Source organism: Pseudoalteromonas sp. UG3-2 (genome assembly GCF_037120705.1).
In the GTDB taxonomy this organism is placed as follows: domain Bacteria; phylum Pseudomonadota; class Gammaproteobacteria; order Enterobacterales; family Alteromonadaceae; genus Pseudoalteromonas.
In genome coordinates this window covers 3,188,861-3,201,318 of record NZ_JAWLJU010000002.1, presented here as the reverse complement: position 1 = coordinate 3,201,318, position 12,458 = coordinate 3,188,861, and the positions used below count along the sequence as shown (strand labels likewise).

The 12,458-nt window shown below is 45.9% G+C and carries 14 protein-coding genes and 1 riboswitch; all 14 genes read right to left on the bottom strand.

Features of this window, described 5'->3' with window-relative positions; all coding sequences use genetic code 11:
• Nucleotides 1–40: 40 nt before the first annotated feature.
• On the bottom strand, nt 41–637 hold the full coding sequence (cobO, locus tag R3P39_RS17585; RefSeq protein ID WP_336569089.1) for a cob(I)yrinic acid a,c-diamide adenosyltransferase: 597 nt from the start codon (nt 635–637) through the stop codon (nt 41–43).
• A gap of 1 nt (nt 638) precedes the next feature.
• Nucleotides 639–2,111 carry a cobyric acid synthase gene (locus R3P39_RS17580; protein WP_336569088.1) on the bottom strand — a complete coding sequence of 491 codons (1,473 nt, stop codon included), beginning with the start codon at nt 2,109–2,111 and terminating at the stop codon, nt 639–641.
• 90 nt (nt 2,112–2,201) lie between these two features.
• Complete coding sequence (locus R3P39_RS17575) at nt 2,202–3,197, bottom strand: FecCD family ABC transporter permease (protein WP_336569086.1); 996 nt, start codon at nt 3,195–3,197, stop codon at nt 2,202–2,204.
• Complete coding sequence (locus tag R3P39_RS17570) at nt 3,194–3,991, bottom strand: ABC transporter ATP-binding protein (RefSeq protein WP_336569085.1); 798 nt, start codon at nt 3,989–3,991, stop codon at nt 3,194–3,196. The genes R3P39_RS17575 and R3P39_RS17570 overlap by 4 nt, the downstream gene beginning before the upstream one ends.
• Before the next feature lie 75 nt (nt 3,992–4,066).
• Nucleotides 4,067–4,205, bottom strand: a riboswitch (cobalamin riboswitch).
• Nucleotides 4,206–4,355: 150 nt separating this feature from the next.
• Complete coding sequence (gene nqrM, locus R3P39_RS17565) at nt 4,356–4,568, bottom strand: (Na+)-NQR maturation NqrM (protein ID WP_336569084.1); 213 nt, start codon at nt 4,566–4,568, stop codon at nt 4,356–4,358.
• A gap of 207 nt (nt 4,569–4,775) precedes the next feature.
• Nucleotides 4,776–5,024, bottom strand: a complete 249-nt coding sequence (locus R3P39_RS17560; protein ID WP_336569082.1) for a DUF1496 domain-containing protein — start codon at nt 5,022–5,024, stop codon at nt 4,776–4,778.
• Nucleotides 5,015–5,164 (bottom strand): hypothetical protein, encoded by a 150-nt coding sequence (locus R3P39_RS17555; RefSeq protein ID WP_336569081.1) that lies wholly within the window; start codon nt 5,162–5,164, stop codon nt 5,015–5,017. Before R3P39_RS17555 ends, R3P39_RS17560 begins: the two co-directional genes overlap by 10 nt.
• Before the next feature lie 83 nt (nt 5,165–5,247).
• On the bottom strand, nt 5,248–6,288 hold the full coding sequence (locus R3P39_RS17550; protein ID WP_336569079.1) for an FAD:protein FMN transferase: 1,041 nt from the start codon (nt 6,286–6,288) through the stop codon (nt 5,248–5,250).
• A gap of 90 nt (nt 6,289–6,378) precedes the next feature.
• Nucleotides 6,379–7,605 (bottom strand): NADH:ubiquinone reductase (Na(+)-transporting) subunit F, encoded by a 1,227-nt coding sequence (gene nqrF, locus R3P39_RS17545; protein WP_336569077.1) that lies wholly within the window; start codon nt 7,603–7,605, stop codon nt 6,379–6,381.
• Nucleotides 7,606–7,625: 20 nt separating this feature from the next.
• Nucleotides 7,626–8,234: an NADH:ubiquinone reductase (Na(+)-transporting) subunit E gene (gene nqrE, locus R3P39_RS17540; protein WP_336569075.1), complete on the bottom strand. Its 609-nt coding sequence runs from the start codon at nt 8,232–8,234 to the stop codon at nt 7,626–7,628.
• 10 nt (nt 8,235–8,244) lie between these two features.
• A complete protein-coding gene (locus tag R3P39_RS17535) occupies nt 8,245–8,877 on the bottom strand; it encodes an NADH:ubiquinone reductase (Na(+)-transporting) subunit D (RefSeq protein ID WP_336569074.1) in 633 nt (210 codons plus the stop codon).
• On the bottom strand, nt 8,877–9,626 hold the full coding sequence (locus R3P39_RS17530) for a Na(+)-translocating NADH-quinone reductase subunit C (protein ID WP_336569073.1): 750 nt from the start codon (nt 9,624–9,626) through the stop codon (nt 8,877–8,879). The genes R3P39_RS17535 and R3P39_RS17530 overlap by 1 nt, the downstream gene beginning before the upstream one ends.
• Nucleotides 9,616–10,818, bottom strand: coding sequence for an NADH:ubiquinone reductase (Na(+)-transporting) subunit B (locus R3P39_RS17525; RefSeq protein ID WP_336569072.1), 1,203 nt, complete (start codon nt 10,816–10,818; stop codon nt 9,616–9,618). Before R3P39_RS17525 ends, R3P39_RS17530 begins: the two co-directional genes overlap by 11 nt.
• 2 nt (nt 10,819–10,820) lie before the next feature.
• Entirely contained in the window at nt 10,821–12,164 is a 1,344-nt protein-coding gene (locus R3P39_RS17520) for a Na(+)-translocating NADH-quinone reductase subunit A (protein ID WP_336569071.1), read from the bottom strand.
• Nucleotides 12,165–12,458: the final 294 nt, after the last annotated feature.

Sequence of the window (12,458 nt, the reverse complement as noted above, 5' to 3'; positions counted from 1 at the left end):
CAGCTACAGAAAACCAGCCAATAACAAGCGTATCGTAACATCAGTAATCAAAGCCTTTTTGCGCTTTGATACCGGCATCAAAAGCGTGTTTGACGTTACGGACTTCGCTCACCGTATCGGCCATTTCCAATAAGCGGCGGTGAGCGCCACGACCCGTAATGATCACCGACTGCATTTTGGGCCGCTGCTCGAGCGCAGCGATCACCTCATCTAAATCAAGATAATCATAACTGACCATGTAAGTGAGTTCATCAAGTAACACTAGGTCGATGCTGTCGTCTTTAAGCCATTGTTTTGCTTGTTGCCAGGTTTGCTGTGCCGCTGCGGTGTCGGTCTCCCGGTTCTGCGTTTCCCATGTAAAGCCGGTTTTCATCACCGCAAATGGCACGCCAGCTTGCTCTAATAAGTTACGCTCGCCACACTCCCACATGCCTTTAATAAACTGTACTACGGCAGCGTTCATGCCGTGGCCCACGCAACGCGCCACCGTGCCGAATCCTGACGTCGACTTACCTTTGCCATTGCCGGTGATCACTTGCAAAACCCCCTGCTCTTGCTGCGCAGCAGCGACTCTGGCATCGACTTGTTGTTTCACCTTTTGTTGTCTTTGTTGGTGCTTATCCGATTTATCCGTCATTTTATTCCTCAATTATTTGCATTAACTGTTGCCAATCCAAGTGCGCTTCACAACAATCGGCAAGCCGCTCTAGTTGCTGCTCGGTATGTTGTGCCATGTCAATTGCATTAAACGTTTGGCTGTCGCTACTTGCCCAAGCCAAAATAGCATCACAGGCTGATGGGGTATCAAACAAGCCATGTAAATAGGTGCCAGCAACTTGGTCATCAGCGGCAATAAAGCCATCACTTATACTCGTCCCGTACTCACCTTGATGGTGAGAAAAAGGCCTGGTGAGTGCCTTACCTTCACTGACGCCGGCATGGATCTCATAACCTTGGATAGCACAGGGTGGTGTGGTTAATAAACACTCTGCTTGCACTTGCTGAAGGGTCTTTTGTGCACGCAAGGTGGTGGTAAAGTCCGCAAGCCCCAGACCTGCCACGGCGCCAAGGTTAGACTCAAGCTGTAACGGATCGTAAATTTGTTTTCCTAACATTTGCATTCCACCACAGACACCGAGCACCTTGCCGCCATAGCGTAAATGACGCTTTAGTTGCTCAGCCCAACCCTGCTCCCTAAGAAATGCCAAATCACCAAGGACATTCTTACTGCCGGGAATGATCACCAGATCACAGCTGTCAATGGCTTGTTGGTAACGCACATAGCTTAATTCAACTCGCGGATTTAAGCGCAAAGCATCAAAGTCAGTATGATTACTGAGATGCGGCAGCAGTAACACCTTGACCTTTATTAGCGGCTGCTCGCTGTGGCTTTCGGTGTTGACGGCATCTTCAGCGTCTAAACTTAAACCATGTAAGTAAGGCAGCACGCCAAGTACGGGTTTTGCCGTTCTTTGTTCAAGCCATTCAAGACCAGGTTGTAATAATGAAATATCGCCACGAAAACGATTAATCACAAAGCCTTTGACCAAGCTCTGCTCGTATTCGCTTAGCAATGCCAGAGTCCCCACTAAGTGGGCGAAGACTCCTCCTTTGTCAATATCCGCAATAATGATCACCGGGCATTTCACTTCACAGGCAAAGCCCATATTGGCAATATCACGAGCTCGTAGGTTTATTTCTGCCGGACTGCCTGCGCCTTCAGCCACACACACTTGAAAGCATTCACTTAACCTTTGATGTGAGCTCAGTACCGCCGACATGGCAGTGGCTTTATAGTCGTGATAAGTCGCAGCCGCCATGTTATCCAGTGCCCGGCCATGAACAATTACCTGAGCTCCAGTGTCGCTGTTGGGCTTTAACAAAATGGGATTAAGGTCAACGCTTGGCACAATGCCGGCAGCTTGTGCTTGCAGCGCTTGTGCTCGACCAATTTCACCACCATCGGCGGTCACTGCGCTGTTGAGCGCCATATTCTGAGGTTTAAATGGGGCAACGTTAATTCCTTTGCGTCGTAGTACTCGACAAAGGCCCGCAACCAGCGTGGTTTTCCCGGCATCGGAGGTGGTTCCTTGGATCATCAACGTCTGCATAAACGGGCCTCCACACTGAAGCTTAACACTACCATCATAAGCACATTAGCATTGCCGTTGGCTGCTTCACTCTGCTTCATACTTTGATCCCTAGAGCGCAGCATGACGCTTTTTAATCAGTAATATAGCTAAAAAGAACAGGCTCCCCATGGCTGCGGTAATGATCCCAACAGGCAGCTCTTGGTTGTTTATCAGGGTGCGTGATATAACATCGACCCAAAGCATTAATAGCGCCCCACTCAGGGCCGTTGCCATTAAACCACTGACGCGGGCTTGTGAAATAAAGAACCGCACAATATGGGGGATCATCAAGCCGACAAAACCAACCCCTCCACACGCCGCGACCAACAACGCTGTGATCAAGGAGCTAATAACCAGCATACCAATGCGTACCCGAGCGACATTGACCCCAAGCGTGGTGGCACTTTCATCTCCTAACAGTAAGGCAGATAAGGGCCTGCGCATAATCAGGAGCAGCACCAATCCAGTTAACACCACAGACAAAGGCAGCCACAGCCATTGCCAGCTAGCGCGAGCAAAAGAGCCTAAATTCCAAAACATAATCGCGCTGATGGCTTGAGGATCACTCCAATACAGCAATAAGCTGGTTAACGCACTAAACAAAAATGACAGTGCCACTCCGGCCAGTACCATGGTTTCAACTTGTTGCAAGTGATTACGCCTGGCTATCAGCAGTAATAACACCATCGCCAACATGCTACCGACAAAAGCAGCCGCTGACATGGCAAGGCTTGATTGCACGCCAAACCAGGTAATTAACACCACAACAGCAAAAGAGGCGCCGGAAGAAATACCAAATAAATAGGGATCCGCCAGTGGATTGCGCATCACCGTTTGTAAAATTAATCCGGCAATGGCTAAACCCGCCCCGGCCGCTAACGCCAATAGCGTTCGTGGCAAACGCAGCTCCACCACTATTTTTTGCTGGAGCTGCTGATCGTTGTAATCCATTAGCGCTTGAGCCACGACGTGCCAAGGCAATTCCACGGCCCCCAGTTTCAAGGCACAGCAAACGCTAACTAGGGTGATCAGTAAAAGTATGAATGTGATTAGGTGTCTGCTCATTGCACATAACCGTAATGAAAGCGAATATGCGGGACTTTATCGTCACAGTGCGGATGACTGACTGCACTTACCTCGGCGCAAACACCAAATACTGAGCTCAGCAACTCTTCACTTATTACCGCCATTGGTGTGCCTTGGGCGACGAGTTTTCCTTGCTGCAACACCAGTAAGCGGTGACATAGTGCACTGGCCAGGTTAAGGTCATGAAAAGAGGCAATAATAGTTACCCCCAATTGCTTGGCCAGTTCCATAATTTGAATTTGATACTTAATGTCTAGATGACTAGTAGGCTCATCCATGATCAGTACCTGCGGCTGCTGCACCATGGCTCTGGCAATCATTGCCCGTTGCTTCTCACCGCCCGATAACAGGCTAAAGCATTGCTGCGCCTTGTAGGCTAAACCTACCTGCTCCAATGCCTCCATGACAGCGTGCTTTTCTTCTGTCGTGACACTGGCTAGTAAGGACTTATTGGGAGTCAGCCCCATGCTGACCATATCGAACACAGGCAAATTAAATTCGCTTGGAATATCTTGCAATACCACGGCAATCTGTTTGGCGTAGGCTTTTTTTGACCATTGTGATAAGGCTTTGCCGTTAAAATACACCGCGCCTGTGGAGGCGACAAGAAACTGGTAGAGAACGCGCAGCAAGGTTGATTTACCCGCACCATTGGGCCCGACCAAGCCAATAAACTCTCCGTGTTTTACACTAAAACTAATGTCTGACAGTACCGGCTTGCTGCCAAAGGTAACACCGAGCTGGTCTACATGAAATTGTTCGCTTTGAGCCATAATACCTCTAACATGGGCATGGCAAAGCGATGCTGTATGGTATTCAGCACTCGACTTTGACTTAAGTCTGCCCGCTTAAGTATTGCGACGGCCTTGGTATCTGACTTGTTATTTGCGCTTTGCAAATCACTTACAGTTGCGGGGACAGTTGAGGACTTGCACCTCATTCCCAATATCTGCCAATCGATAAATTATGGTCATTATGAAGTCTAGACGTCTAAAACACAACTGTTGTCATTGTTAACCGTGCAGCAATTGCACTCCAGATTAGTATAAAAACATGGCAGAATAATAGTGATAAGACATTGACGTTGAGGCTGGACTAAAAGCAAAAACGCAAGCTAAGCTTGCGTTTTGGGTGGTATTAAAGAATTTGATTATCTTTCCACATTTGCTCTTTACGCATGCGTTTGATGCGCTTATCGCATGGGTCATCACAGTCACATACTTTATCGATACCCATAGAGCCAAGACCACCACAACTGCTAGACATTGACTTCTTTTGCACGATAACGCCTACGGCCATCGCAACTGCGATAAGCATAATTAAACCGAAAGTCAGTAAGAATAAAGACATTATCTAGCCCCTTTTTTTGCTACATAGAGTATGTGACGACGCCGAAATTATACTCTTTCGAAGCGCCGCCCACAATTAAATTATTGGGTGTTACAACAATATATGCTTCATAAGGTAATGACTCGAAACCCATTCATATACAAAAAAACAAAAAACAAAAAACAAAAAAAGCCGCGGGCGGCGGCTTTAAATTTTATAAATTAATCTTTACTGATTTACCCAAATCAAAGTGCCGTCTGAACCAACTTCACAAACTTTTATGCTTGAGCCTTGTTTCATCACAGCCCCTTTCGAATATTCTTGGTCAGCATAATAGCAATATTTTTTACTATCATACACTTTTTCTTCAACGTTTAAGGTATGCTTTTGCTCATCAAACACCGCGTCATTCGCAAGTACAAATGAAGAAGAGCTAATAATTGTCAAAGCTAATAAAAACCTTTTCATCACATCCATTCGCCTCCTTGACATGTCTTACCTTTGAATTCAGCGCCCTCGGAAAAGCGCCTACCATCATAATAACAGTCACCACCGCTTACTTTTTTTAAGTCGGCTAACTTCAATTGTTTAAACTTTTTTAGATTTGTTTTAGACATGTTTATTTCCTTACATTAGATATGTGTATTTTCCATTTTTCCCCTTAAGTAGGGCAAAGTGAAAAGTATCAAAAAAGCAACAATTAATCAACCTCATTCACATATCGCTTAAATGCTTCGCTAGCATAACTGTTGATACCGTCAGCGGTTTTATACATTAAATACACTGGCAATTGCTGTTGCTGTGCATAGGCTTTTGCACGCTCTAGCCCCATTACCGTTAACGCCGTAGCCAAACCATCGGCGGTCATGGCGGAAGGGTGCAATACCGTGACAGACACCAATTCATGCTTTACGGGGTGGCCTGTTGTCGGATCGATTAAGTGAGTGTATGTCTCGCCATCCATTTGGTAAAAAATACGGTAATCCCCCGAGGTGGCAATGCCGTTAGTGCCAGGTTCAATCACACGATGAATTTGCCGCTGCCCCAGTGGCGCATCTGGCTTTTCGATGGCAATGGCCCATGGCCCGCTAGGCTTCTGACCAGCAAGGCGCAGTTCTCCACCGATTTCCACCATATAATTGTTAATGCCATGGTCTTCAATCAGTTCAGCGACCTTATCAATGCCATAACCTTTTGCTGTGGCTGAAAAGGACAACTCTAAACCAGTAATGGTCTTAGCCAGACCGGTCTCATTCAATACCAGTTTATCAACCCCAATACGCGAGCGCATGTCATCAAGCTGCTGTTGTGACGGCTTTTTAGTCGGCCGCTTATCCGGACCAAAGCCCCACAAGTCGATCAAAGGTCCCATAGTAACATCTAAGGTCTCGGTAGACTTGCCTAAGCGAATCGAATCCGCCACCACAGTGCGAAAATCATCACTGATAGGCATCACTTGCTGTGCTGGTAAGCGATTAAATTGGTTGATCTCAGAATCTGGTATATAGGTAGACATAGACTGATTGACCGCCGCGAGGGCGGCTTCAATTTCTTGGTGTAAGCTTTCTTTGCTGACCTGACTCTCGCCCACAAACAGCTTGATGTTATAGGTCGTTCCCATGGTTTTGCCGCTCAGAAGCATGGGCTCTTGGGAGTGGTTGGCATCTTGGCAGGCGCTGACAAATAACAGCGCCGCGACCATTAAAACAAAGCGGGATAAAAAAGCGTTTCCAATGTTCATTGCAGATCCTGTTTAAAATAAAAAAGCCCCCAAGCGCAATGCTTGAGGGCTCATATTCTAACCTAAAATGGTAGTCAGACGACAACCTAATTAACCACCGAAGTCATCAAGTAGGATGTTTTCTTCTTCTACACCTAGGTCTTTAAGCATGTTGATCACCGCGGCGTTCATCATCGGTGGACCACACATGTAGAATTCACAATCTTCCGGTGCTTCATGATCTTTTAGGTAGTTGTCATAAAGTACGTTGTGAATAAAGCCTGTGTAGCCTTCCCAATTGTCCTCTGGTTGAGGATCTGAAAGTGCAACGTGCCATTCAAAGTTGTCGTTTTCTTCTGCTAGGCCGTCAAAATCTTCTACGTAGAACATTTCACGTTTCGAACGTGCACCATACCAGAACGACATCTTACGGTCTGAATTCAGACGCTTAAGCTGATCGAAAATATGTGAACGCATCGGTGCCATACCTGCACCACCACCTACGAAGACCATTTCTGCATCAGTGTCTTTGGCGAAGAACTCACCAAACGGACCAGAAATCGTTACCTTATCACCTTCTTTCAGTGACCAGATGTACGATGACATCTTACCGCAAGGTAGGCTTAGGTTGTTTGGCGGCGGCGTTGCAATACGCACGTTAAGCATAATGATACCGTACTCTTCTGGGTAGTTCGCCATTGAGTAAGCACGAATAGTTTCTTCGTCTACTTTTGACTCTAGGTCAAAGAAGCCGAAACGTTCCCAGTCAGGACGATACTCTTCAGGAATATCAAAGTCCTTGTATTTAACGTGGTGAGCAGGTGCTTCAATTTGAATATAACCACCGGCGCGGAATGGTACGACTTCACCTTCAGGGATAGCTAGTTTTAGCTCCTTGATGAAAGTTGCTTTGTTATCGTTAGAGATAACTTCACATTCCCACTTTTTAACACCGAAGATTGACTCTTCAACTTCGATTTCCATGTCGTTTTTAACATTAACCTGACACGCTAGACGACAGCCTTCACGTGCTTCACCTTTAGTGATGTGGTCAAGTTCGGTTGGTAGAATGTCACCACCACCCTCTTTAACGTGTACGCGACACTGGCCACAAGAGCCACCGCCACCACACGCAGACGATACAAAGATACCTGCATCAGCAAGCGCACCAAGCAGTTTACCGCCAGCCGCTGTTTTGATGGCTTTGTCTGGATCGCCATTAATATCAATTGTCACGTCACCGCTTGCGACAAGCTTAGACTTCGCTGCAATGATGATAAGTACTAACATCACAACGATAGCGATGAACATGCTTACGCCTAATACAATCGTTTCCATCGTATAGTTTCCTCGCTACCTTACAGTGAAATACCAGAGAATGACATGAAGCCGAAGCCCATTAGACCTACGGTAACAAAGGTAATACCTAAGCCACGTAAACCATCTGGCACATCTGCATATTTCATTTTCTCACGGATACCTGCTAACAATACGATAGCAAGTGCCCAACCTACACCAGAACCTAAACCGTAAACGATTGACTCGCCAAAGTTTAAGTTACGTTCAACCATGAATGATACCGCACCGAAAATCGCACAGTTTACTGTGATTAGCGGTAGGAAGATACCAAGCGCGTTGTACAGTGCAGGGAAAAACTTATCCAGTGTCATCTCAAGAATTTGCACTAGTGCTGCAATTACCCCGATAAAGGTCAAGAAGCGTAAGAAGCTTAAGTCCACATCTGGGTAACCAAGCCACTCCAGTGCCCCTGGAGCCAATACGGCGTGGTAAACCAAATTGTTCACTGGTACTGAAATACCAAGTACTACGATTACCGCAACACCTAGGCCCAGTGAGGTGGTTACTTTCTTAGATACTGCCAAGAAAGTACACATACCTAAGAAGAAAGATAAAGCTAAGTTTTCAATGAAAACGGCTTTAACGAATAAATTAATATACTGTTCCATCTCTCTCCCCTTATGCCTTCGCTTCTACTTGGTCTTTCTTCCAAGTACGTAGTGCCCAAATGAATGCACCTACGATGAAGAATGAACTGAATGGCATAACTAGTAGACCCATAGGCTGATACCAACCACCTTCAGAGATAAGTGGTAAGATTTCAACGCCAAATAATGTACCAGCACCGAATAGCTCACGAATAAAGCCAACAGTAAGTAGTACAATTGAGTAACCTAAACCGTTACCGATACCATCAAGGAATGACATCGCCGGTGGTGACTTCATCGCATATGCTTCAGCACGACCCATTACGATACAGTTAGTAATGATCAGACCGATGAAAGTTGATAGCTCTTTTGCTGTTGAGTAAACAACCGCTTGCAATACTTGGTCAACTACGATTACCAAAGAAGCGATGATCGTCATTTGTACAATGATACGCACACTCGAAGGAATGTGGTTACGGATCATCGAGATGAATAAACTTGAAAACGCACACACTAATGTCAATGCAATTGACATGATAAGCGCGTTTTTAAGGCTTGATGTTACTGCTAGAGCAGAACAAATACCCAATACTTGCAGTGCAATCGGGTTGTTCGCAAAAACAGGACCAAACAAGACTTCCTTCATTTCTTTTGCATTAGCCATTAGTTCAATGCTCCTTTACGTACGTTCGCAAGGAAAGGACCGAACGCTTTGTCGCTAGTCCAAAAATCAACTGTATGGTCAACACCGTTTGAGGTTAGCGTTGCACCAGATAGACCGTCGATTTTATGCTCGCTGTCGCCTGCGCTGCCTTTTACTACGTCGATAGGAAGCTCTTTGCCATCCCATTTAGCAGTCCACTTCGGGTTTTGAATTTCTGCACCTAGACCCGGTGTTTCGTTGTGCTTGTAGAAGTTGATTGACTTGATTGTCTCACCATCTGCTTCAAGCGCTAGGAAACCATACATAACACCCCAAAGACCGTAGCCTTGAATAGGAAGAATGATAGTCTCTACAGCACCTTGCTCGTCTTTGGCAAAATAAACTGGAGAATTGTGCGTGATACGCTGAATACCGGCTTTATCTTCTTCTTTCGACAGCTTTTTACTGCGCTTCGCATCGTACTTTGTGGCTTCAAAGTCGAATGATGTTGCTTCAACATCTTCAACAAATTCACCGGTTTCTAAGCTCACAACACGTGGCTCGATGTTTTGCTCAAACACCTCAGAAACGTTTTTGACCTTATCAAAGCCAGCAACAGCTAAGATATTACGCTGAATATCTTCGTTTTTGTTTGCTTGTTGCATAGGGCGAAGTTGAACCGAAGCAAAAGATACTACGATTGCACACACTAAACATAAGCTAACAACTACGCCGAGCGTTTTGCCCATTGATTCATTATTAGTTGACACGTGCCAATCTCCTCTTCACATTTGACTGCATTACAAAGTGGTCAAACAGTGGCGCGAACAAGTTAGCGAAAAGGATTGCTAACATCATGCCTTCTGGGTATGCCGGGTTAACCACACGGATTAGCACAACCATAATACCGATCAATGCACCGTAGGCGAATTTACCCTTGTCTGTGAAAGACGCTGATACCGGATCTGTTGCCATAAAGAACATACCGAATGCAAATCCACCTAACACTAAGTGCCAGTGCCAAGGCATTGCGAATGCGGCGTTTGTTTCAGAGCCAATTGCGTTAAGAATGAATGACATCACTACCATACCAACGAACGTTCCTAGTACGATGCGCCATGACGCAATACGCACGTAAATCAGGAACAAACCACCTAGTAAGATAGCCAATGTTGAAGTCTCACCCATAGAACCTTGGATGAAGCCATAGAAAGCGTTGAACCATAGGTCCATGTTGCTGTAATCAAGCATACCCGCGCCTGCTTGGCCTAGGTAAGTCGCGCCTGAGAACGAGTCAACCGCTGTCCACACAGTGTCACCTGAAATATCCGCAGGATAAGCGAAGAACAGGAATGCACGACCAGCCAGTGCCGGGTTTAGGAAGTTACGACCCGTACCACCAAAGATTTCTTTAGCAATAACAACACCGAAAGTAATACCTAAAGCGACCTGCCACAGCGGAATCGTTGCTGGTAGGATAAGCGCAAACAACACTGAGGTTACGAAGAAACCTTCGTTGACTTCGTGTTTACGAACTGAGGCAAATAGCACTTCCCAGAAACCACCTACCGCAAACACAGTGGCATAAATAGGCAGGAAGAAGCACGCACCATAGAACATCTTGGCGCCCCAACCCGAGTCAGCGGTTAGCTCACCACCTAGGCCTTGGAAAATAGCAACCTGCCAAGTGTTTGCCAGTTCAAAGCCGTTACCTAGCGCCATCGCCGCTTGGTGACCGATGTTAAACATACCAAAGAACATCGCTGGGAACGTTGCCATCCACACTAAAATCATAATACGTTTTAGGTCGATGTTGTCACGAACGTGCGTTGCACCTTTGTTGACGTAACCTGGAGTATAGAAAATAGTCGCTACTGCTTCGTACAGCGCATACCACTTTTCGTGTTTACCGCCAGGTTCAAAGTGAGGTTCAATGTCTTCTAAAAATTTCTTTAAGGCCATTTTTAACCTTCCTTCTCGATAGTAGTCAGGCAATCACGTAGGATTGAACCGTATTCATATTTGCCCGGACATACGTAAGTACATAGTGCTAAATCTTCTTCATCTAGCTCTAATGCACCTAACGAAATCGCACCATCTAAGTCACCTGCAATCAGGTCACGTAGTAATAGTGTTGGCAAGATATCGAGTGGCATAACACGCTCATAGTTTCCGATTGGTACCATCGCACGCTTAGAGCCACCAGTAGATGTGGTCATTTTGAACAAACGACTTGGTGCTAAGTGTGAGATAAATGTACGTGTTACAGAGAATTTATCGCTGCCTGGGGCAATCCAACCAAATAGCTCTTTTTCGCGACCTTCAAGTAGCACAGATACTTGATTGTGGTAGCGGCCAAGGTAAGCGTGAGGTCCGGTTGCTGTTTTACCAGCTAACACAGAGCCAGAAATGACTCGGTTATCACCTTCTTCAAGCTCGCCTGCAACTAAATCTGTTAGCGACGCACCCATGTGAGTTTTTACTAAGCGAGGATTCTTAACACGAGGTCCTGCTAGCGCAACCACTCTGTCTGTATAGATTTCACCGGTTAGGAACAATTGACCAAACGCGATGACATCTTGGTAACCAAGGTGCCAAACTTGTTTGTTTGCGCCCACGGCATCTAAATGGTGAATGTGTGTACCAACGTTACCTGCTGGGTGCACGCCAGAGAACTCATGTACTTCTACTTGTGACAAAGAAGAGCTAGGTACGTTAGCACCGGCTTTCTTACACACAAATACTTTGCCTTCAGTCAGACGCGAGACCACTGCAAGACCCGCTTCAAACGCTTCCACGTTTTCAGCGATAATTACAGCAGGGTCGGCTGCCAGCGGGTTCGTATCTGTTGCTGTTACAAAGATAGAGTTTGGCTTTGCACTAGGCTCGGCAACACGGCTGAATGGACGTGCACGAAGCGCTGGCCATTGACCAGACTCGATTAGCACTTCCTTCACTTTCTCCGCATCTAGGTTGCTTAATTCAGCAGCCGAGAATTTGTCAAAAGTGATCTGCTCGTCGCCTTGTACCTCAATCACTACGGATTGCAGCACACGCTTAGCACCACGGTTGATTTCTTTAACTACACCAGTAGCTGGCGCAGTAAACTTGACGCCTGGGTTCTTTTTGTCTTCAAAAAGAACTTGGCCTTTTTTGACTTGGTCATCCACACGAACATGCATGGTAGGACGCATACCGATGAATTCTTCACCTAGCACAGCTACTCGTTTGACGGCAGGGCCATCATGAATAACTTGCTGAGGTGCGCCCTCGATTGGTAAGTCCAGACCTTTTTTTATGTTGATCATACGCACTTGCATTACATTAACGGAAAGAAACTGAAATTATCTTTTGTCACCACGCGCCACCTCATTTGTACTAGGTTTAAAGAGCAATGCTATGAGTCCTGCTTAGGGTCCCAAACTTTCCCCTTCGAATTACCGCCTAACGCGTACAAAAAAGTAGCGTCGTGATAAAAGTCCTCACATATTTCTCTGATTTTAACATTAATCGTACTGAGTATGCGAGTGGAATTATGAAATTAATACGACTTTAACGTGGATTTAGATTAGTTGAAAAATCAATCACTGCTGGCAGTATAG